Source organism: Clostridium sp. AF22-10 (assembly GCF_003478725.1).
GTDB classification, from domain to species: domain Bacteria; phylum Bacillota; class Clostridia; order Lachnospirales; family Lachnospiraceae; genus Otoolea; species Otoolea fessa.
Genome location: NZ_QUFZ01000005.1, coordinates 26,615 through 48,526 on the forward strand (window position 1 = coordinate 26,615; position 21,912 = coordinate 48,526).

A 21,912-nucleotide genomic window follows, 5' to 3' on the forward strand; every position below is an offset into this window, starting at 1 on the left:
TCCTGTGTACTGAGAAATTTTTGTCGGGAGTGCGAACCATAAAGGCAGGATGAGGCATGAATTATACATATCTTTTGCGCTGCGCGGACGGAACCTTGTACTGCGGGTGGACGAACCATCTGGCAGCGCGGGTGGCGGCACACAATGCCGGGAAAGGTGCAAAATACACGAAAACCCGCCGTCCGGTAGTGCTGGCATACTATGAAGAATATGCGACGCGCAGCGAGGCGATGCGCCGGGAGGCAGCGCTCAAGAAACTGACCAAAAAGGAAAAAGAGGCGATGGCAGCGCTGGGACGGACGGAGCTTCCGGTGGATGACGAGACGTAGATATATCGCGCCGGGGCAGATTATGTACGGAGAATTGGTACAAACAATAGCGGTAAAGGCAAGAAACAGCAGTAGAAATTGGTAACTGTTCAGTAGGTCTGCACATTTACTGTGCTGACCGTACGAAAACATGGGCCAGCAGGCAAAAATCCCATTGCCGTAGGCAATTTTTAATGGATTTTTGCGCGTGACTGTGAAGGTACTGAACAGTTACAGAAATTGAAAGATAGAGAGAAAACAGGAGCGGATAGGTACAGTGAGAAAAAGTAGAAGAAACAAAGGATGTATAGTGATGGCAACAGTCCTTCTGGCAGCGCTGCTTGGCGGCTGTTCGTTCTATCGAAGGAGGCAGACGCGACGGAGGTTTCCAGCAAGGCGGAAACGGAAAGTCCGGGTGCCACACAGGAGTCGGAGACTGAGACAGCTGAGACAGAGGAGACACAGGAGAGCCATGAGGCTGCCGAAGACGAAGAAAGCGGGGAAGAGGAAACCGAGGACCATTTCGTGGAAAAGAAGATCGTGGTGGCAACGGATATGCACTATTTTGCCGAGAAACTGGCAGGAAACCGCTGTGATTCCTTTGTCGGAATGGCGAGGGGCGGAGACGGGCGCGTGCTGGAGTACGGCTGGGAGGTCATGGACGCCTTTCTCGATGATATGAAGAAGGAAGATCCAGACCTCCTGATTCTGAGCGGAGATCTGACGCTGGACGGAGAGAAAGCGAGCCATGAGGAACTGGCAGAACTTCTGGAAGGACTCAGCGAGGCGGGAATTGAGGTCGCGGTTATACCGGGAAACCACGATATCAATAACCCGGATGCCCGCCGCTATACGGCGGATGGAGCGGAAAAGGTGGAGTCCATCACAGCGGACGAGTTCCGGGATATCTATGCTGATTTTGGCTATGTAGCGGCGGACAGCCGGGATCCGGCATCGCTGAGTTATCTTTATAAGATAGACAGTGCAAACTGGGTGCTGATGCTGGATTCCTGTCAGTATGAACCGAAAAATGAGGTCGGCGGCATGATCCGCCGGGAAACGTATGAGTGGATGGAGCCGATTCTGGAAGAGGCGGAGCGGGAAGCGCCCGCGTGATATCCGTCAGCCATCATAACCTGCTGGATGAGAGCGGAGTGAGCCGGACCTTTTATGACAACTGTACGATCGAGCACAACGAGGAACTGGTGCGGATGCTGTCGGATCATGGCGTGCGCCTGCACTTGAGCGGACATCTGCATATCCAGCATTATAAGGAAGACGAGGACACGGGCATCTATGAGGTTGTGACGGGTTCCATGGTGATGGCTCCGTGCCATTACGGGATTGTCCGCATCTGGAACGACGGGACCTACCAGTATGATGCGAAACCTGTCGATGTGGACGGCTGGGCGATACGCCACTCGTACCACAACCGAGATCTGGCAGATTTTACGGCTTATTCGGAGTCGATCCTGCGTCGGGCGGCAATCCGCGATGCAATTCGGGATCTGAATCGCCATATCGAGGATCGCCATGCATTTTTTACGGACGAGAAGAAACAGGAAATGGCTTCGTACTACGCGGATCTGTGCGTGAATTATTATGAAGGACGGATGTATCAGATCGAGGAAGCCGCAAAGGAAAATCCAGTGCTGGAAGATTGGAACAAGATCGGCTATGTCAGCGAACTGAGCGATTTTCTGCAGAATATCCTGGAGGACGAGGCGAAGGACTACGGGCATCTGAAGATTCCGAGCGTACATTAAATAAAAATGGAGGTACCAGGAGGCATGGGAGAGACAAAAAAACAGCGTTCGCCGCTGACAACGCTCTGCTACATTGAAAAAGACGATTCATATCTGATGCTGCACCGCATTAAGAAGAAACAGGATGTGAATGAAGGAAAATGGATTGGCGTCGGCGGACATTTTGAGGAGAATGAAAGCCCGGAGAACTGCCTGCTGCGCGAAGTGAAGGAGGAGACAGGGCTGACTCTGACTTCCTGGCGCTTCCGCGGAATCGTGACGTTTATCGCGAAAGGCTGGCCGACGGAATATATGTGCCTGTACACGGCGGATGGATTTGAGGGAACGCTTCGCGAATGTGACGAGGGCGAGCTTGCCTGGGTGGCGAAAAAGGATGTATCGGCTCTGCGGCTCTGGGACGGCGATCGGATCTTTTTGAAGCTTCTGATTGAAAGGGATACGTTTTTTTCATTGAAATTGTCATATGATGGGGACGAGCTGATAGAAACTGAGCTGGACGGGGTAAAAATTACATACAAATAAGCACGCAACTGCGGGTTGGTTGGGGAACGAGGGTTCTGCAGTGCGTGCTCATGAGGAATAATCAATATATGGGAACCGATTTTGGGGAAAATCGGGGTGGTTGGCTATGCCAGAAAGATAAGAAGATGAATTATTTTCTCTTGTTCCTTATCTTTAACTTGATTATATATCATTCATCGTATATAATCAAATATAAATAAGAAGATAATTATTATAAATTTTTTGTTATAGAATCACAAGTGGACAAAAGTGCCGGAAACCCTGTAGATAAAGGGGAAAGAATGGAACAGAATGAGAATGTTCACGGGCGGGAAGTTTCGGGATGAAATATCCCGCAGGATGCAGCGATGAGAAAAAGCAGGGTACATAGGAGGAAACATGTTCGACGGAAAAGAGTATGTATACGCGGTCTACGAGGAAAAGAGTTTTTCGAAGGCGGCGCAGAAACTGTATATTACGCAGCCGGCGTTAAGCACGGCGATCAAGAAGGTGGAGAAAAAGATAGGAACTCCGATTTTTGACCGGAGCACCTCTCCGATCGGACTGACGCCGGGCGGTGAAGTTTATATCGACGCGATCGAAAAGCTGTTTGCGCTGGAACAGAACACGCTCAATCAACTGAATAACTTAAATGGGCTTCTGGCGGGCAAGCTGTCGGTTGGCGGAACGATCTTTTTTACCTCGTTTGTACTTCCGGGCGTGTTGAGCGAGTTTTCCCATCGGTATCCGCAGATCAAGATTGATCTGCAGGAGGGCACGACCACACAGCTGACCGATAAGCTGGTTGCCGAGGAACTGGATCTTCTGATCGATAACTCGGAACTGGATGACAAAAATTATGAAAAGTATTATTATAGCACGGAGAGAATTATTCTGGCTGTTCCGAAGAGTTTTCCGATCAATGAGGAGCTGACCCAGTATCAGCTTACCGCGGAAGATATCCGGGCAGGACGCCACAGTCAGGCGGAGTTCCCGGTACTGCCGCTGCCGCTCTTAAAGAGTACTCCGTTTATCTTCGTCAAAGAGGAAAACAGTATTTACAAGCGCAGCATGAAGATGTGCAGCCGCCAGAATTATTCGCCGAATATTATCATGAAACCGGACCAGGTTGTCTCTGCGTTCAACATGGCAGGACGGGGCGTGGGCGCGACCTTCATCCCGGATGGCCTGATCGTCAATCTTCCATATGAAGTGCCGCTGTGCTTTTACAAGATGAATGAAGAGCTGGCGGTCCGTTACGTTTATTTGTACAAGAAGAGAAATAAGTACCTCACGAAGGCGATGGAGGAGTTTATCCGCGTGGCAGTCGGCGACGAGGCGTTCCAGAAGGTACGGGAGCAACGGGAGAAAGAGAATCAGGAGAAGAAAGGTTCGGATAAGAAGGGGGATAAATAATGCGAAGAGGAGAACGTGCGATTGAGTCGAAAGACGGGCAGAAAGCCATTTTGGAACACTGCCGGGTGTGTAGTCTCGCCTTTTCCGGGGATGAATACCCGTATGTGATCCCGTTAAATTATGGTTTTGTGTGGAACGAAGACCAGGAGACGCCGGTGCTGTATTTCCATGGCGCTCCGGTGGGAACGAAGATTGAGCATATGGAGCGCGACAACCGGGTGGCATTCTGTGTGCAGAATGAAAAAGAGATAAAGATTCTGGAACCGGCATGCAGAAGCACGATGATTTATGAGAGTGTCTGCGGCACTGGACGGTTATCCCGTGTGGCTGATCCTGGGGAGAAAGGAGAGGCACTGACAAGGATCATGCAGCAGTATGACCCGGAGGGCGGACCGTATGAGTTTGCTCCGGAGGTAGCGGCGAGAACCACCGTCCTCTGCCTGCGTGTGGAAACTCTGACAGGTAAGAGCAATGCGCCGAAACCGGAGCAGGCATGAAACAGTTAAGACAGATATCAATTCTGGTGCGGGGGGCACAGCTTCTGCTGCTGGTCCTCGCACTTTTTCTGGTTGTATGGCTGGTGCCGGATGCAGGGAAAAAGCATGCATCCGGGACGGAAGCTTCGGAAGCTGAGACAGATGGCGGCGATGTGGCGGAGAATGAAAAAAATGGAGCCGCCGGGAATCAGGAGGAGGATGAATCATCCGCCGGGGAAGTGATACAGGATGATGCAGATGAGAACGCTTCGGATGGAGAAACAGCTTTAAAGCGCCGGACTTCCCGGAAACAGCTGTATAAAAGAAAAAAAGAGCCCCAGAAGGCACAGGAAGAGACAGTTTATATGCCGCCGACTATCTGGCTGGCGACGGATCTTCACTATCAGTCCCCGCAGATGACAGATTTCCAGTCTGCGTTTGATACCTATACGATGGGAAATGATGGGACGCTCGTGCCGTATCTGGATGAGATCACGGAGGCATTTCTGGAGGAGGTGCGGACGGCGCATCCATCGGCACTGGTTTTGAGCGGAGATCTCTCCCAGAATGGTGAGAAAGCAAACCATGAAGCGCTTGCAGAGAAGCTAGAGCGGGTGCAGGCAGCGGGAATTCCGGTGCTGGTGATTCCGGGCAACCATGATATTAACCACCCGTGGGCGGCAACGTATTTTGATGATCAGGTATCTCCGGCAGAGGGAACAAGTTCGGAAGAGTTTTACCAGATTTACCATAAGTTTGGCTATGATCAGGCGGTGTCCCGGGCTTCGGATTCGCTGAGTTATGTTTACCGCCTGGATGAAAAATATTGGCTGATGATGCTGGACAGCTGCATGTGTGAACCGGTCCATGAGACGGGCGGAAAGCTAAGCGAAGAGACGGTTGCGTGGATGAAAACACAGCTGGAGGAGGCGAAAAAACAGGGTGTGACGGTCATTCCGGTTTCACACCACAATCTGCTGGATGAGAGTACACTCTATCCGGAGGAATGCACGATTGAAAATACGAAAGAAGTGACCGCGCTTCTGGAAGCATATGGAGTTCCGGTGTATTTGAGCGGGCATCTGCATTTGCAGAGAATCAAGAAGCATACGTCAAATCTGAACACACCGGGCGGATATGGAATCCGGGAGATAGTGACTTCTCCGCTTCCGATGGCGCCGTGCCAGTACAGTATCCTAAACTGGCAGGCGGATGGCAGCCTGTCTTACCATACAAAAAAGGTAGACATAGCAGGCTGGGCGCAGCGCTACGGGGAAGAAGACGAGAATCTTCTCAATTTTGATGCTTATGCGGATCAGTTTCTGGTAGATGTGATTTCGGAACAGACGTTTAAGGCGTTGCAGTCGGCATCAAAGGATATCAAAGAAGAGATGGCAAGGCTCTATGCCGATATGAACCGTGATTATTGTTCGGGCACGAAGATTGATGTGGCAAAGATCAGAAAAAGCGAGGCATATCAGTACTGGATCCGTTACAGCGGCAATGATTTCTGGCTGGCAAGGCTGCAGGCGATCCTGCACGATGCCCGGACGAACAACACGGTGCTGGAGCTGAAAGCGGGTGTGGATTTCCCGCTGCCGGGGGAGACGATAGAAAACCCGGAGAATGCAGAAAAAGAGGAAACTGTCGGAGCAGATGCGGGCAGTCCGGCAGAGGAGATACAGAAAAAGGAGGAATCATATGGACTACGAGGGAATTGTATACAGACCGCCGAGTGAGGCGCGCAGCCTGATCATTCAGGTGACGATCGGATGTGCACACAACACCTGCGGCTTTTGCAATATGTATAAAGAAAAGAAGTTCCGGATCCGGAGCCTGGCGGAGATTCTGGCAGATTTGACGGAGGTTTCACACAATCCGTATGCGCCGTATATCGAGAAGGTATTTTTGGCGGACGGCGATGCGCTGGTTATGAAAACAGAGGATCTTCTGGTGATTTTGGATGCGATCCACCGCCTGTATCCGGGCGTGAAGCGGGTGGCTTCCTACGGAACGGCACAGGATATTTTGCGGAAATCGGAAGAAGAGCTGATCCGCCTGCGCGAGGCGGGACTCGGAATCGTCTATGTGGGTGCGGAATCCGGCGATAATGAGATTTTAAAATATATCAATAAAGGTGTGACGGCGGAACAGACCATTGAGGCAGGGCAGAAGCTGAAACGCTGCGGCATCGCGACCTCAGTGACGCTGATTTCGGGGCTTGGCGGACGCAGCAAGGTGGAGGAACATGCCTTGTCCTGTGCGAAGCTCATCACGGCGATGAACCCGGAGTACGCATCCTTCCTGACGCTGCGCCTGTACGAGGGCACGCCGATGTATGCAGATGTCGTGGAAGGGCGGTTCCAGCGGATAACTCCGGATGAAATTGTGGATGAAATGGAAATTTTCCTGAAAAATGTGGATTCTCCGGGCACAGTATTCCGGACGAACCATGCGTCGAACTACGTGATTCTGGCGGGAACCTTAAACGGGGATATTCCGGCCATGCTAAAAAAACTGGAGGAGGCAAAGAGAACGCATCATTACCGGAAATTCCGGGAGACCGGCGATCTCTTATAAGTAGGTATGATTTATCTGATTTTTGCGATTCTTTTCAGCGCGTCCCTGGCGCTGGCGCTGCGGATCAGTGAGACGTTCAGCGATAACCGGTATGGGATTTTGGTTGGAAATTATGTGACCTGCCTGGTGGTGGCGTTTGTTCTGCTTCCAGATAAAAATATCTTTGCGGCAGGCAGCCGGACGGCGGTTCTTACGGGAATCGTGAATGGATTTTTGTTTACAGGAAATCTGGTTCTAATGCAGAAATGCATCCGTGAAAATGGGGCAGTTCTGTCGTCGGCATTTGCGAAGCTTGGTATCGTGATTCCGGTCACGGCGAGTATCCTGTTTTTAGGTGAGATCCCAACGCTGTTCCAGCTGGTGGGGATCGTGCTGGTTATTGTGGCGATCTGGGTCATCAACAGCGAGGGGGACCGCGGCTGCGGACGCAGACGGAGGATGGGTTCGGCGGGACTTCTGCTCGTTTTATTTGTCGTCAGCGGTATGGCAGACGGGATGTCCAAGGTAACGGAGAGGATCGGCGAGAGACGGTTTGATGCGCTGTTTCTGTTCTATACGTTCCTGACCGCACTGGTTCTGACTGTGGTTCTGGCATTTCTCGAGCAGCAGAGAACCCGCCGCAAGATTGGAAAGATGGACTTTTTGAGTGGTGTGGCAGTCGGATTTCCAAACTATTTTTCAACCTCGCTGCTGCTGGCGAGTGTGTCGAGACTGCCGGCGTTTATCGTGTATCCGAGCTTTAGTGTCGGCACGATCCTGGTGGTCAGTTTTGTGAGCGTGCTGGTACTCGGGGATCCAATCAGCCGGAGACAGATTGGGGGATGCGGGATTATTTTGGTGGCGTTGGCGCTGCTGAATCTTTAGGATTTTCCGTTTCGGATGCTGCGCTCATAATAAAAGATATACTGCTGCATTACCCCTGCGTATCCTTTATAGCTTCCAAAAAAATCCTGGATAATAGTAGTGTACAGGCGGCTTTTTGGAAGGCGTCGGTAGCGGATGGGGTGTTTGGGAAGGTATTCTTTGGTCAGGATCTGTTCAATCCAGGTATCGACGGGGAAGGCGTCGATGTGGTGGAGTCCGAAGAGGCAGACGCAGTTGGCGACCTTGGGACCGATGCCATAGAGGCTGGTAAGTGCAGTCATGGCTTCGTCCGGCGGCAGGGCTGCGAGGGATTCTAAGGATACGGTTCCGGCGAGGACATCCTGGATGAGGCGGTGGATGTATTTGGCGCGGTAGCCGAGTTTTAAGGTTAATAGGTCGTCCAGGCTGGCAGATGCCAGTTCTTCGGGCGAGGGAAAAGAATAGTAGGTGCGGATGGAACCGTCGGACAGGGCGGCGGTTCTCTTCGCACCGTATTTTTTTGCCAGAGCTTCGACGGCTTCGCGGATCTTTGGGATGGTTTTCTGCTGGGAGATCAGGAAGGTGATCATCATTTCCCAGAGATCCTGACGGAGAATCCGGATGCCGGAACCGGCGTCTGCCGCCGCCGCGAGGTAGGCATCGTCTGCGCGGATGGAGGCGATGAAAGAGCCGTAATCGGTGCCGAGATCGAAGTATTGTTTCCAGAAAGGAAGCGCTTCGTCCGGGCAGTCGAAGAAGAAACCGTCCGGCGTCCCGGAAATTTCCAGATAGTGCGTCCCGCTGATGAGTGACCAGATCCCCGGTTTTTCCGGAACCGGAAGCATACGGAAACATTGACCGGAGGCGGCGATCTGGGCGAGGTTCAGGTTCAGGCAGGAGATGATGTGGGAGTTGGGAAAATTGTGCTTTTCGATTGCAGGCAGGTTTGTTGTATGTGTGTTCATGGCAGGGCATCCTCTTTTTTTTAAATATTTTTTGCTTATATCAATGGAATATCAAGTTATAAAACCTTGAATCATAAAGTATCAAATCATGTAATTCTTATGAGACGTATCATAGCATAGAAGACCTTTGACTGCAAACGGTTACCTTTTATCAGAAAGAGAATTGCATCAGAATTGCATCAGAGCGTAAAAAAATCTTGCGAAAGACGCGCTACTTAGGTATGATGTATATATGTGCGCACTCGCGCGAAGAGGAATCATGTCGCAAGCGACCGCGCTCGGCGCGAGAATGTGCCAGGGCACATTCTTTGTTCTATGGCAGGAGGGGAGACGGATGTTTTTTATCGGTGGCATCAGTTCCGGCGTAAAGCCGCTGGAGTACCTGAAAACAGTGATCTGCGGGCGCTGCGGCGCTTATGGGCGGTATCAGGTGTACATGACCTATATGTATTTTAGTTTCTTTTTTATCCCGATTTTTAAATGGAACCGGCACTTTTTCGTAGAAATGTCGTGCTGTGGTGCGGTCTATGAGCTGGATCCGGAGGTGGGAAAGAGGCTGCTTCGGGGCGAGGAGGTCGAGATCACGGAAAGCGATCTGACACTTCGGCAGGATGGAAATGGAAATCCGTGGACGGGAAGTGATGCATCACACCGTCATAAGGTCTGTCCGTCCTGTGGATTTGAGACGGATGAGGATTTTTCGTACTGTCCAAAGTGCGGCAAACCGCTGTAAGGCGGGGAAATACAGAAGGATACCGCTAAAAGAGTGATGGCGGCTGTGGAAGCACGGGACGGTTACAAAAATTTGACACAGCGCAGATTTTGGCGCAAAAAAGAAAGAGAGGCAGACAATATGTTAGAAGCTGGTATCAAGGGAAGACAGGAAGTTATGGTTACGGATGAAAATTCCGCAGCAGCAGTGGGGAGCGGTCTGTTACCGGTGTTTGCAACTCCGGCGATGGTTGCACTGATGGAGAAAACCGCGTGGATGAGCGTGGCTCCGTACTTAAACGACGGTGAGGGAACCGTTGGTACAAAGCTGGAAATTGCCCATAATGCAGCGACCCCGGTCGGCATGCAGGTTTGGTGCGAGAGTGAGCTGGTAGAAGTAGACGGCAGACGTCTCGTATTTAAGGTAGAGGCATTTGACGCGAAAGGTTCCATCGGCGGCGGCACACATGAGCGTTTCATCATCAAAAATGAGAAATTCTTAGCAAAAGCACAGAGCAAGAAAGAAACTAAAGGTTGCGAAGAGAGCACAGCCGGCTGAAAGCGCTGCGAGTATCGTATGCGGGATACTTTTGGCTGGCTGTTGTTTCGTGTAATAGGAAATTCCTTGAAATTTCCTATTACACAAAAAGGCACTAACGTGCCAATGATGCGCACTCGCGCGAAGCAGAAACATGTCGCAAGCGACCGCGCTCGGCGCGAGAATGTGCCAAGGCACATTCTTTTTCATTATAGAAGGGAATTAATTCGTTTGAAAATCACATATATTCATCACAGCTCGTTTTCAGTTGAGCTTGAAAATGCCGTGATTCTGTTTGATTATTTTAAGGGAACTCTCCCGGAGTTCCCGGCAGGGAAGCCCCTCTTTATCTTTGCGAGCCATTTCCATGCCGATCATTATGCTCCGGTAATCTTTCAGCTGGGAGAGAAACGGGAAAATGTTTTTTATATTCTCTCAAAAGAGATTGGGAAAAAGATACCGGAGGAATATCGTAAACGATATAAAGACAGGATACGGCTGGTAAAGGCAGGAGAAAGATTTTGCCTGAATATTTCTGAAGAAAGCCTTATCGTCGAGACGTTCCATTCCACCGACGAAGGCGTCGCTTTCTGGCTCTCCTGCGAAGGAAAGGAGATTTATCACGCCGGTGACTTAAATAACTGGTGGTGGGAAGGCGAAGATATGGCATGGAACCGGAATATGGCGGCTTCTTATAAACAGGAGATGAAAAAGCTTTCCGGGCGCACGGCGGATCTGGCATTTATCCCGGTCGATCCGAGGCAGGGGCAGTGGTTTTATCTGGGCGCTGCCGGTTTTATGGAGCAGGCGGACACAAAATGGATTTTCCCGATGCATTTCTGGGAAGATTATACGATTATACCAAATTTAATCGAACATCCATCCAGTGAAGGCTGGCGGGATCGGATTGTAGAGATTCACAAGGAAGGAGAGGAGTTTATCCGATGAAATTTACATTTGCACACAACAATTTCAATGTCATCGATCTGGACAAGTCACTGAAATTTTATGAGGAAGCACTGGGACTTAAGGAGGTACGCCGCAAGGAGGCGGCAGACGGAAGCTTTATCCTTGTTTATCTGGGCGACGCCACGACCGGCTACCAGCTGGAGCTGACCTGGCTGCGCGATTGGGAGAAGGACTCCTACAACCTGGGCGACAATGAGTTCCATCTGGCATTTGAGACGGAAGACATGGAGGCGGCACATGCCAAACATAAGGAAATGGGATGCATCTGTTTTGAAAATCCGGCGATGGGTATTTATTTCATTAACGATCCGGATGGATACTGGCTGGAGATCGTGCCGGCGAAGAGGAGTTAAGGGCTGAGTTTGTCTGAAAAAATGTTTTGACGTAACTGTGAAGGTACTGAACAGTTACGTTTTAACATATGAGTTAAAAAGGGGTTAGAATGGTAAAAATAATTAAAAACGGCAGAGTCATCGATCCGGAGAGCAGATTCGACGGAAGGGCAGATTTGTGGATTGAAAATGGGAAAATCCAGAAAATCGTGAAAAAAGATACAAAAGCAGAATCAGATGGGGCATCTGACGCACCGTCCATCCCGGCAGATGCGAGGTGCTGGACGCAGAAGGCTGATCGTTGCGCCGGGACTGGTGGACGTCCACGTGCATTTCCGCGATCCGGGTCTGACCTACAAGGAGGACATCGAGACGGGCGCGGCGGCTGCGAAGGCGGGCGGCTTTACGACGGTGGTTTGTATGGCAAACACGAAACCGGTTGCCGACACGCCGGAGATTGTCCGGTATATTCTGGAAAAGGGCGCGAAAACGGGAATCCATGTGGAAACCTGCGCGGCAGTCTCGAAGGGATTTCAGGGAAAAGAACTGACCGATATGGACGCCCTCAAAGAGGCGGGTGCGATCGGATTTACGGATGACGGAATCCCGCTGATGAGCGAAAAATTGGTCAAAGAGGCGATGGAGACGGCGAAACGCCTCAATGTGCCGCTCAGCTTCCATGAGGAGGATCCGGCGTTTATTTTCAACAACGGCATCAACCGCGGTCCGGTGTCCGAGCAGCTGGGAATCGGCGGTTCCCCGGCGCTGGCGGAGGATTCGATGGTGGCGCGCGACTGCATGATCGCGCTTCACACGGGCGCAGATGTGGATATCCAGCACATCAGTTCCCGCAATGCGGTGCAGATGGTCGGTCTGGCGAAAAAGCTGGGCGCGCATGTCTGGGCGGAGGTGACACCGCATCATTTTACACTGGACGAGACGGCGGTTCTGGAGTACGGAACACTGGCGAAAATGAATCCGCCGCTGCGGAGTGCTGCGGATCGCGAGGCGTTGATTGAGGCAATCAAGGACGGCACGATTGATATGATTGCGACGGATCATGCACCGCACAGCGCCGAGGAGAAGGCAAAACCGCTGACCGAGGCGCCGAGCGGCATCATCGGGCTGGAAACCTCCCTGCCATTGGCGGTTACCAGGCTGGTAAAAGCTGGTCACATTGATTATCTGACTCTGTTTGAGAAAATGTGCCTGAATCCGGCGAAGCTGTACCGGATGAAGGAGGCGGGACGCATCCGCGAGGGCGGCGCGGCGGATCTGGTTCTTTTTGACGACCAGACACCATATACCGTAGAAAAATTCCATTCCAAGGCGTCCAACTCCCCGTTTGTGGGAGCGAAGCTCTATGGAAAGGTTCACTATACCATCTGCAGCGGTGAGACAGTATATCGGGCAGAATAGGAGGAAACGAAGCGATGAAGACAATGTTAAAACGCGGCGCAGGCGTGCTGATGCCGATTTTCAGCCTGCCGTCGCCGTATGGAATCGGTACGTTCGGACGGGCGGCGTATGAGTTTATTGATCAGTTAAAACGCGGACGCCAGACGTACTGGCAGGTGCTTCCGATGGGACCGACCTGCTATGGGGACAGCCCGTACCAGTCCTACTCTGCATTTGCGGGAAATCCGTATTTTATTGATCTGGATACGCTGAAAGACGAGAAACTTCTGACCCAGGATGAGATAGACGCCTGCTGGTGGTGCGACAAGCAGGACCAGGTCAAATATGACGCGCTGTATTATTACCGTTTTCCGCTTCTGCGCAAGGCGTATGAGCGGAGCAGCCATAAGGAAAGTGTGAAATATCAGGCATTTCTGGAAGAAAATGAAGAATGGTTGGACGACTATGCGCTCTACATGGCAGTCAAGGGTAAATATGAAGGAAAAGGCTGGATGGACTGGGACGAGGACATCCGGTTCCGCCGTCCGGAGGCGCTTTCGGCATGCCGCGAAGAGCTGGCAGAAGAAATAAATTACTGGAAGTTCTTACAGTTTAAGTTTTTTGAACAGTGGAAAAAATTAAAACAGTATGCAAAAGAAAAAGAACTTCGGATCGTCGGCGATATTCCGATTTACGTGGCGCTCGACAGCGCGGATGTCTGGAGCCACCCGGAGCTGTTCCAGCTCGATGAGGAAAATCTGACGCCGCTCAAGGTATCGGGTGTGCCGCCGGATGCATTTTCAGAGGATGGACAGCTCTGGGGCAACCCGCTTTACGACTGGGAGAAAATGGAACAAACCGATTTCGCCTGGTGGCGAAGCCGGATGAAAGCGTCCGCGAAGCTCTACGATGCGGTGCGGATCGACCATTTCATCGGTGTGGTGCAGTATTATGCAATCCCGTATGGCGCTGTGACTGCGAAAGACGGCGAGTGGGAGAAAGGTCCGGGCAAAAAGCTGACCGACGCACTTGACGAGGCGGCAGGCGAGACGAAGATCATCGCGGAGGATCTGGGTGTCTTCTGTCAGGAGGTCAAGGATCTGCTGGCAGAGACGGGCTATCCGGGCATGAAGATCATTGAGTTTGCGTTCAGTGGCGACCGTTTCAACGAGCATCTGCCGCACTGCTATGACCCGAACTCCGTAGTCTACGGTGGAACGCACGACAATGAGACGCTGGCGGGGTATTTTAAACCGGAAAAACGTCAGTGGTGGGAACTTCAGTACATTGCTGATTACCTCGGTGCAGCACACCAGAGTGAGGTGGTAGACCGCGTGTTCCGCGCGGCATACGGTTCAGTCGCGAGCGTTGCCATTTTCCAGATGCAGGATGTGTTGAAACTTGATAACTGGGCGCGCATGAATACGCCGGGAACCCTCGGGGAAAACTGGCGCTGGCGTCTGGTTCCGGGGCAGTTTACGGATGAGCGGGCAGATTATTTGTCCTGGCTGGTGGATACGTTCGGAAGATTTTAGTTTTTGGCGGATGGGAATAAAAACCCGTAAAATGCTTGCAAATTCGGGAAAAACCTGTAAAATATACATGGATTGCACCCGCCCGGGGCAAAGATGCACCTGGGGAGTATGAACGATTTGAACAGTATGAAAGGAAATTGCCATGATTAGTACAAGCAATGTAACACTGCGAGTAGGAAAGAAGGCGTTATTTGAGGACGTAAGCATTAAATTTATCGAGGGAAACTGCTACGGACTCATCGGTGCCAACGGTGCCGGAAAGTCTACCTTTTTACGAATCCTGTCCGGACAGCTGGAACCGACCAATGGTGAGGTTATCATCACACCGGGACAGAGACTTTCATTCTTACAGCAGGATCACTTTAAATATGACGCATATCCGGTACTTGATACCGTTATTATGGGAAATGCGAGACTCTACGAGATCATGAAAGAGAAGGAAGCCATCTACATGAAGGAAGACTTCTCCGAGGAGGACGGCGTCAAGGCTGCCGAGCTGGAGGGCGAGTTCGCCACGATGAACGGCTGGGAGGCAGAGTCCGACGCGGCGAACCTTTTAAATGGTCTGGGAATCGAGACGGATCTCCACTACAAACAGATGGCAGATCTGACCGGTGCCCAGAAGGTCAAAGTTCTTCTGGCACAGGCACTGTTCGGAAACCCGGACATCCTGCTTCTCGACGAGCCGACAAACCACTTGGATCTCGATGCGATCGCATGGCTCGAGGAGTTCTTGATCAACTTTGAGAATACGGTTATCGTGGTATCCCATGACCGTTACTTCTTAAATAAAGTCTGCACCCAGATCGCAGATATCGACTATGGCAAGATTCAGCTCTATGCCGGAAACTACGATTTCTGGTACGAGTCCAGCCAGCTGATGATCAAGCAGATGAAGGAAGCCAACAAGAAGAAGGAAGAGAAGATCAAGGAGCTGCAGGAGTTCATCCAGCGATTTTCTGCCAATGCTTCCAAGTCTAAGCAGGCAACCTCCAGAAAACGTGCTCTGGAGAAGATTGAGTTAGATGAGATCAAACCGTCCAGCCGTAAGTACCCGTATATCGACTTCCGTCCGGAACGTGAGATTGGTAATGAGGTATTAAGCGTAGAGAACCTGTCTAAGACTATCGATGGTGTGAAGGTTCTTGATAATATTTCCTTCATTCTCGGACGCGAGGACAAGGTAGCATTTGTAGGACCGAACGAGCAGGCGAAGACCGTTCTCTTCAAGATTATTTCCGGCGAGATGGAGCCGGATGAGGGATCCTATAAATGGGGTCTGACCACCAGTCAGGCATATTTCCCGAAGGACAATTCGAAAGAGTTCGATAACGACGACACGATCGTAGACTGGCTGACCCAGTACTCTCCGGTTAAGGACGTGACCTATGTCCGCGGATTCTTAGGACGTATGCTGTTTGCCGGTGAGGACGGCGTGAAGAAGGTCCGCGTTCTTTCTGGCGGTGAGAAGGTGCGCTGCATGCTTTCTAAGATGATGATCTCCGGTTCCAATGTCCTGATTCTGGACGAGCCGACCGACCATCTGGATATGGAGTCCATTACCGCTCTGAACAACGGTATGATCAAGTTCCCGGGCGTGCTGTTATTCTCCTCCCGTGACCACCAGATCGTTGAGACGACCGCAAACCGTATCATGGAAATCGTAAACGGCAAGCTGATCGATAAGATTACTACTTACGATGAGTATCTGGCAAACGATGAGATGGCGAGAAAACGTCAGGTATTTACTGTTACGGATAGTGAGGAAGAGGACGACTAAGAGCTGGAATCAAAGTGATTTAGACAAAAGTCTGAAAGATAAAAGACAGCCCCAGACGCTGCATGTGAGCGATGCCTGGAGCTGTCTTTTGCACATCTATGGTGTCAATGTCCCGTTTTTGGCGTGATCAATCCTTCTTATGGCGTGATTCCAGATAAACCAGGTAATTGATGTATTCGATCAACTGCTTTTTCGTGGAAGTCTGGAATGATGAGATACGCCCATTGACCTCTCCATAGGTGACATTTTTAAGAAATGGTTTCGCCATTTCGGGCGGATTCTTCGGGTAGGAGGTTCGACCGAGAATATAATCGGCGCTGACCTGGTAATAATCCGCCAGTTTTATCAGATGCCGAAGAGGCAGATCCGTCCGGTTTGTTTCATAGCGGGAATAGATTTGCTGAGTTGTACCCAGCAGACTGGAAATTTCCGCCTGCGTTTTTCCTTTGTCCTCCCGTAAATCACGGAGCCGGTCACCAGCAGCAATCATTTAAAGCACCTCCCGCATACATCAAATATTTGTGAAAACAATCTATCATACAAGTATGCGCAGAACTAAAAGATACAATTAACTGGTGTAGAAACAGTAAAAAATACATTTATAAAAATGTAAACAAAAAAGAATATCCGCTCTATGGAATAAAACGGCAGCCGGGTTTTTGTTTTACTGTTTACAGTCTGCCCGAATTGGTTTAAAATAAAAGGAAATAGGCAATTCTGCTTTGAATGAAAACGGGCAGAATTGTGGATAAGAAACAGAAAGCGAGGACAATTTTCATGAGTCAGAAGCCAGTTCTGGTGATCATGGCGGCTGGTATGGGCAGCCGGTACGGCGGCTTGAAGCAGATTGATCCGGTCGATCGGGAAGGAGATCTGATCATCGATTTTTCGATCTTCGACGCAGTCGAGGCTGGATTCGAAAAGGTCGTATTTATTATCAAGAAATCGATTGAGAAAGAGTTTAAGGAACATATCGGAAACCGCATGGAAAAGCACGTGCAGGTGGAGTATGTGTATCAGGAAAATGACCGCCTTCCGGATGGATTTGAGGTTCCAGAGGGACGCGTCAAACCGTGGGGAACCGGTCATGCGATTCTCTGCTGCAGCGAGGTGATCGACGGACCGTTTGCGGTGATCAACGCGGATGATTACTATGGAAAATCGGCATTCAAGGCGATCTATGATCGTCTGGCATCCTGCGGTGATGATGACAAATATCAGTATGCGATGGTTGCCTATCATCTCTACAACACATTGACGGAAAATGGGCATGTGGCGCGCGGCGTCTGTACGGTGGATGCGGATGGACATCTGGCAGATATCCACGAGAGAACGCGCATCGAGAAGCACGGCGATCAGGCGGAATATACCGAGGATGACGGCGCAACCTGGGAGCAGCTGGGGGAGGATACGCTTGTATCGATGAACCTCTGGGGCTTTACTTCCAGCATCTTAAAGGAGTTAAAGGCGCGTTTTGTTCCATTTTTGGAGAAAAATCTGTCGGTAAATCCACTCAAATGTGAGTATTTCCTCCCGTTTGTGGTGGATGAACTTCTGAAAGAGGGGAAAGCCGAGGTGACCGTATTAAAGAGCGTGGACCGCTGGTACGGCGTGACCTACAAGGAAGATAAGAAGATGGTGACAGACGCGATCCAGGGGATGAAGGACGGCGGTCTGTATCCGAAAAAACTTTGGGAAGAGTAAGAATGAAGAGATAGGTATTAGGAAGGAAAAATGGGTATGAGCAAGTTGATGAAAAGCCTGCCGTTTCGGCTGGTGCTGGGTGTAGCGATCGGTATTATTGCCGGTCTTATAGCAAATGAAAGTTTTATGAATCTCGTTGTGACGTTGAATTATATTTTTGGGCAGATTATTTCGTTCTGTGTACCGCTGATCGTCATCGGCTTTATTGCCCCGTCGATCACGAAGCTTGGAAAGAATGCCTCCAGATTGCTTGGAGTAGCGCTGATTCTGGCGTATACATCGTCTCTTGGCGCGGCGCTGTTTTCGATGGCAGCCGGATATACGCTGATTCCGCATATGTCGATTCAGTCGGCAGTCGATGGACTGCGCAGCCTGCCGGAGGTTGTCTTTAAACTGGACATTCCGCCGATCATGGGCGTCATGAGTGCGCTGGTATTTTCCGTTATGATTGGTCTGGCAGCGACCTGGACCAAGGCGGTGACGGTAACGAAACTCTTAGACGAGTTCCAGAAGATCGTTCTGGAGATTGTACAGAAGATTGTCATTCCGATTCTTCCGGTTTACATCGCATTTACGTTCTGTTCCCTGGCATATGAGGGAACTATCACAAAACAGGCTCCGATCTTCATTTCGGTTATCCTGATTGTTATGGCAGGCCACTATATCTGGATGGCGCTGTTGTATACACTGGCAGGTATTTACTCTGGCCGTGACCCGAGAGGCGTTATCAAGCATTATGGTCCGGCATATCTGACGGCAGTCGGTACGATGTCTTCTGCGGCGACCCTGGCAGTGGCGCTCAGCTGTGCCAAAAAGGCAGAGCCGCTTCGTGACGATATGGTTGATTTCGGTATTCCGCTGTTTGCGAATATCCATCTGTGCGGTTCGGTTCTGACCGAGGTATTCTTTGTCATGACGGTATCCAAGATTTTGTACGGCGCCCTCCCGGATATGATGACGATGGTTCTGTTCTGTGTTCTTTTAGGTGTATTTGCCGTAGGTGCACCGGGTGTTCCGGGCGGTACGGTTATGGCGTCTCTGGGACTGATCACCGGTGTCCTCGGTTTCGATGCGACCGGAACGGCGCTAATGCTGACGATCTTTGCGCTTCAGGACAGTTTTGGTACTGCCTGCAACGTAACGGGCGATGGCGCGCTGACCCTGATGCTGACGGGATATGTGGAGAAACATGGGATTAAACATCAGGATTTACACGTAGATTTATAAAAATGAGAGAGGTGGGGCAGGCAGCAGCCGCCCCGAAACTGCTCTGCATCCACAGACCAGTTTCGGAGCGTCTGCCACCTGCCTGCTGTCTTTTTATGTATCGGAAAAACCTTATTTGATAAAAAGGAGAGATAGAATGAAAAAAATGATTTCCTGGAACGTAAACGGCTTGCGGGCGTGTGTGGGAAAGGGATTTCTGGATGTATTTCATGAGCTGGATGCGGATATTTTCTGTATTCAGGAGAGCAAGCTGCAGGAAGGGCAGATTGATCTGGAGCTTCCGGGGTATTATCAGTATTGGAGCTATGCGGAGAAGAAGGGATATTCGGGAACAGCGTTGTTTTCGAAGGAGGAGCCGCTTAGCGTGAGCTACGGTCTGGGTATTGAGGAGCACGATCATGAAGGGCGCGTCATTACGGCGGAGTACCCGGATTATTATGTGGTGACCTGCTATACGCCGAACTCCCAGAATGAGTTGGCGAGACTTCCGTACCGGATGCAGTGGGAGGATGATTTCCGCCAGTTTTTGAAGAAGCTGGAGGAGAAAAAGCCGGTCATTTTCTGTGGGGATCTGAATGTGGCACACACGGAGATTGACCTGAAAAATCCAAAGACGAACCGGAAAAATGCCGGATTTACGGATGAGGAGAGAAGCAAGTTTACGGAGCTTCTGGACTCTGGATATATCGACACGTACCGCTATTTTTACCCGGATAAAGAGGGCGTTTATTCCTGGTGGTCGTACCGGTTTAAGGCGCGCGAGAAGAATGCTGGGTGGCGGATTGATTATTTCTGTGTTTCCAAGAGCCTGAAGGACCGGCTGGCGGGCACACAGATTCATACGGAGATACTGGGTTCGGATCACTGCCCGGTAGAATTACAGATAAAGGATCGGGATGAGGCATGAATTTACTGACAGCAGAACATCTGAAAAAATCATATACGGAACGGCTGCTTTTTGATGACGTGGCATTTTCCATCGGTGAAGGTGATAAGATTGGTCTCATCGGCATCAACGGAACCGGAAAATCTACTCTTCTAAAGATTGTAGCCGGTCTGGAAGAGCCGGATGAGGGTACGGTAGTAAAGGGACGAAATCTCTATATCCGTTATCTGCCTCAGAATCCGGAGTTTGAAGCGGGACGGACCGTCTTAGACTGCGTGATCCGGGAAAATATGGCGCATGAGCACGCCTGGGATCTCGAGGGCGATGCGAAATCCATGCTGAATAAGCTTGGAATCACCGATTATAGTGCCAAGGTGGAGACACTTTCGGGCGGACAGAGAAAGCGCGTTGCCCTCGCAGCGGTGCTGTTATCGACGGCGGATCTGTTGATTTTAGACGAGCCGACGAACCATCTGGACAGTGCGATGGCGGACTGGCTGGAAGAGTACCTGAAAAAATTCCGCGGCGCGCTTCTGATGATCACGCACGACCGGTATTTCCTTGATAACGTGACGAACCGCATCGTCGAACTGGACAAGGGAAAGCTGTACAGTTATCAGTCCGGCTATGAGGGCTATCTGGAATTAAAGGCAGAGCGCGAGGCGATGGCGGTGAGCTCGGAGCAGAAACGCCAGAATATCCTGCGGACGGAGCTGGCGTGGATCCGACGCGGCGCACAGGCACGCAGCACGAAGCAGAAAGGGCGTATTCAGCGCTTCGAGGCGTTGAGTGCGGTGGAAGCGCCGAAAGTAGATGGAAATGTGGAGATGAGCTCGATTTCCAGCCGTCTCGGACGAACCACGGTCGAGGCACACCATCTTCATAAGGCGTATGGTGACCGCCTCCTGATCGATGATTTTTCCTATATCTTCTTGAAGGATGACCGCATCGGCATCATCGGACCGAACGGCAGCGGCAAATCGACGCTGATGAAGATGATTACCGGCTGGGTGAAACCGGATTCGGGCGAGGCGATCATCGGCCAGACCGTAAAAATGGGTTATTTTTCACAGGAAAACGAAGATATGGATCAGTCGATGCGCGTGATCGACTACATTAAAAATGTGGCAGAGTACGTGCGGACGGCGGACGGGCTGGTATCGGCATCCCAGATGTTGGAACGGTTCCTGTTCCCGTCCCATATGCAGTACACGCTGATCGGCAAGCTATCGGGCGGCGAGCGGCGCAGACTCTATCTGCTCCATATCCTGATGGGCGCGCCAAACGTCCTTCTGCTCGACGAGCCGACCAACGACCTGGATATCGGCACGCTGACGATTCTGGAGGATTATCTTGATCATTTCCAGGGGATCGTGATTACGGTATCGCATGACCGGTATTTCCTTGACCGCGTAGTGCGCCGGATCTTCGCCTTTGAGGGCGGCGGCGCGATTCGTCAGTATGAGGGTGGCTATACCGACTATCAGGCAGCCTGCGGGGAACGCATAGCGGCAGAGATGGAGGAATCCGGTCAGGAACACGGCAGAGGCCAGAAGACCGGAGGCGCTTCTGGTGCGGGAACGTCAGATGCAGCGGAGACGGCAAAGGATAAAAACCGCGGTCGCCAGCGCGAGAAAAAGCTCAAATTCAGCTATATGGAGCAGAAAGAGTGGGAGACGATCGAGGATGATATCGCGGCGCTGGAAGAGGCAATCGCGGATCTGGAGCAGCAGATGCAGGACTCTGCCCGCGATTATACGGCTCTGAACGGCATCATAAAGGAAAAAGAGGAAAAAGAAGCTCTTTTGGAAGAAAAGATGGACCGCTGGATGTATCTGAACGATCTGGCGGAAAAAATAGAAGCGCAGGCAGCTGCTCACAAGTAGGCACTTTTGGAACCGAAAGTGCCGTATGAAAACGTGGAGGTGGCGGATTTTGCCGATTTGGAATGCGAAGCATCGGCAAAATCCTGTTACA

22 protein-coding genes are annotated in these 21,912 nt (G+C 51.0%); 20 read left to right on the top strand and 2 right to left on the bottom strand.

The window, feature by feature from the left end:
- Window positions 1-56: 56 nt before the first annotated feature.
- The 9 genes from DWX91_RS04910 to DWX91_RS04945 all read left to right on the top strand — a co-directional run bounded on the left by DWX91_RS04910 (window position 57) and on the right by DWX91_RS04945 (window position 7,911).
- Window positions 57-329 carry a GIY-YIG nuclease family protein gene (locus DWX91_RS04910; RefSeq protein WP_118469055.1) on the top strand — a complete coding sequence of 91 codons (273 nt, stop codon included), beginning with the start codon at window positions 57-59 and terminating at the stop codon, window positions 327-329.
- Between the two features lie 282 nt (window positions 330-611).
- Window positions 612-1,424 carry a metallophosphoesterase gene (locus tag DWX91_RS17180; RefSeq protein ID WP_243098973.1) on the top strand — a complete coding sequence of 271 codons (813 nt, stop codon included), beginning with the start codon at window positions 612-614 and terminating at the stop codon, window positions 1,422-1,424.
- The gene (locus tag DWX91_RS17185) at window positions 1,376-2,074 is read left to right on the top strand and encodes a hypothetical protein (protein ID WP_243098974.1); all 699 of its coding nucleotides are present in this window, start codon (window positions 1,376-1,378) and stop codon (window positions 2,072-2,074) included. The genes DWX91_RS17180 and DWX91_RS17185 overlap by 49 nt, the downstream gene beginning before the upstream one ends.
- Window positions 2,075-2,098: 24 nt before the next feature.
- Window positions 2,099-2,596: an NUDIX hydrolase gene (locus tag DWX91_RS04920; RefSeq protein ID WP_107000811.1), complete on the top strand. Its 498-nt coding sequence runs from the start codon at window positions 2,099-2,101 to the stop codon at window positions 2,594-2,596.
- A gap of 378 nt (window positions 2,597-2,974) precedes the next feature.
- Window positions 2,975-3,991 carry a LysR family transcriptional regulator gene (locus DWX91_RS04925; protein WP_022359453.1) on the top strand — a complete coding sequence of 339 codons (1,017 nt, stop codon included), beginning with the start codon at window positions 2,975-2,977 and terminating at the stop codon, window positions 3,989-3,991.
- Window positions 3,991-4,488, top strand: coding sequence for a pyridoxamine 5'-phosphate oxidase family protein (locus tag DWX91_RS04930; protein ID WP_118538436.1), 498 nt, complete (start codon window positions 3,991-3,993; stop codon window positions 4,486-4,488). The genes DWX91_RS04925 and DWX91_RS04930 overlap by 1 nt, the downstream gene beginning before the upstream one ends.
- On the top strand, window positions 4,485-6,206 hold the full coding sequence (locus DWX91_RS04935) for a metallophosphoesterase (protein ID WP_118538438.1): 1,722 nt from the start codon (window positions 4,485-4,487) through the stop codon (window positions 6,204-6,206). The genes DWX91_RS04930 and DWX91_RS04935 overlap by 4 nt, the downstream gene beginning before the upstream one ends.
- Complete coding sequence (locus tag DWX91_RS04940) at window positions 6,169-7,047, top strand: radical SAM protein (RefSeq protein ID WP_117796508.1); 879 nt, start codon at window positions 6,169-6,171, stop codon at window positions 7,045-7,047. The genes DWX91_RS04935 and DWX91_RS04940 overlap by 38 nt, the downstream gene beginning before the upstream one ends.
- Window positions 7,048-7,053: 6 nt before the next feature.
- A complete protein-coding gene (locus tag DWX91_RS04945; protein WP_022359449.1) occupies window positions 7,054-7,911 on the top strand; it encodes an EamA family transporter in 858 nt (285 codons plus the stop codon).
- Here the strand turns inward: DWX91_RS04945 and DWX91_RS04950 are convergent.
- Window positions 7,908-8,855 carry a DNA-3-methyladenine glycosylase family protein gene (locus tag DWX91_RS04950; RefSeq protein WP_117796506.1) on the bottom strand — a complete coding sequence of 316 codons (948 nt, stop codon included), beginning with the start codon at window positions 8,853-8,855 and terminating at the stop codon, window positions 7,908-7,910. The genes DWX91_RS04945 and DWX91_RS04950 overlap by 4 nt on opposite strands.
- Window positions 8,856-9,114: 259 nt before the next feature.
- Here DWX91_RS04950 and DWX91_RS04955 point away from each other — a divergent pair, with 259 nt between their 5' ends.
- The 7 genes from DWX91_RS04955 to DWX91_RS04985 all read left to right on the top strand — a co-directional run bounded on the left by DWX91_RS04955 (window position 9,115) and on the right by DWX91_RS04985 (window position 16,118).
- Window positions 9,115-9,588 (top strand): zinc ribbon domain-containing protein, encoded by a 474-nt coding sequence (locus tag DWX91_RS04955; protein WP_412693831.1) that lies wholly within the window; start codon window positions 9,115-9,117, stop codon window positions 9,586-9,588.
- A 120-nt stretch (window positions 9,589-9,708) separates the two neighbouring features.
- Complete coding sequence (locus tag DWX91_RS04960; protein WP_118523490.1) at window positions 9,709-10,125, top strand: thioesterase family protein; 417 nt, start codon at window positions 9,709-9,711, stop codon at window positions 10,123-10,125.
- A gap of 210 nt (window positions 10,126-10,335) precedes the next feature.
- Complete coding sequence (locus tag DWX91_RS04965) at window positions 10,336-11,052, top strand: MBL fold metallo-hydrolase (RefSeq protein ID WP_118538442.1); 717 nt, start codon at window positions 10,336-10,338, stop codon at window positions 11,050-11,052.
- On the top strand, window positions 11,049-11,426 hold the full coding sequence (locus DWX91_RS04970; protein ID WP_022360591.1) for a VOC family protein: 378 nt from the start codon (window positions 11,049-11,051) through the stop codon (window positions 11,424-11,426). The genes DWX91_RS04965 and DWX91_RS04970 overlap by 4 nt, the downstream gene beginning before the upstream one ends.
- Window positions 11,427-11,642: 216 nt before the next feature.
- Window positions 11,643-12,824 (top strand): dihydroorotase, encoded by a 1,182-nt coding sequence (locus DWX91_RS04975; RefSeq protein ID WP_118538444.1) that lies wholly within the window; start codon window positions 11,643-11,645, stop codon window positions 12,822-12,824.
- Window positions 12,825-12,838: 14 nt separating this feature from the next.
- Window positions 12,839-14,338 carry a 4-alpha-glucanotransferase gene (malQ, locus tag DWX91_RS04980; RefSeq protein WP_118538446.1) on the top strand — a complete coding sequence of 500 codons (1,500 nt, stop codon included), beginning with the start codon at window positions 12,839-12,841 and terminating at the stop codon, window positions 14,336-14,338.
- Window positions 14,339-14,480: 142 nt separating this feature from the next.
- A complete protein-coding gene (locus tag DWX91_RS04985; protein ID WP_107000800.1) occupies window positions 14,481-16,118 on the top strand; it encodes an ABC-F family ATP-binding cassette domain-containing protein in 1,638 nt (545 codons plus the stop codon).
- Between the two features lie 127 nt (window positions 16,119-16,245).
- Here the strand turns inward: DWX91_RS04985 and DWX91_RS04990 are convergent, their stop codons facing one another.
- Entirely contained in the window at window positions 16,246-16,608 is a 363-nt protein-coding gene (locus DWX91_RS04990) for a helix-turn-helix domain-containing protein (protein ID WP_022360587.1), read from the bottom strand.
- Between the two features lie 287 nt (window positions 16,609-16,895).
- Between DWX91_RS04990 and DWX91_RS04995 the strand changes: the two genes are divergently transcribed.
- The 4 genes from DWX91_RS04995 (at window position 16,896) to DWX91_RS05010 (ending at window position 21,821) form a co-directional block, all read left to right on the top strand.
- Window positions 16,896-17,822 (top strand): nucleotidyltransferase family protein, encoded by a 927-nt coding sequence (locus DWX91_RS04995; protein ID WP_107001017.1) that lies wholly within the window; start codon window positions 16,896-16,898, stop codon window positions 17,820-17,822.
- A 36-nt stretch (window positions 17,823-17,858) separates the two neighbouring features.
- On the top strand, window positions 17,859-19,049 hold the full coding sequence (locus DWX91_RS05000) for a dicarboxylate/amino acid:cation symporter (RefSeq protein WP_117796583.1): 1,191 nt from the start codon (window positions 17,859-17,861) through the stop codon (window positions 19,047-19,049).
- Window positions 19,050-19,185: 136 nt separating this feature from the next.
- Window positions 19,186-19,956 (top strand): exodeoxyribonuclease III, encoded by a 771-nt coding sequence (locus DWX91_RS05005; protein WP_118471552.1) that lies wholly within the window; start codon window positions 19,186-19,188, stop codon window positions 19,954-19,956.
- Window positions 19,953-21,821, top strand: coding sequence for an ABC-F family ATP-binding cassette domain-containing protein (locus DWX91_RS05010; RefSeq protein ID WP_118538448.1), 1,869 nt, complete (start codon window positions 19,953-19,955; stop codon window positions 21,819-21,821). The genes DWX91_RS05005 and DWX91_RS05010 overlap by 4 nt, the downstream gene beginning before the upstream one ends.
- Window positions 21,822-21,912: the final 91 nt, after the last annotated feature.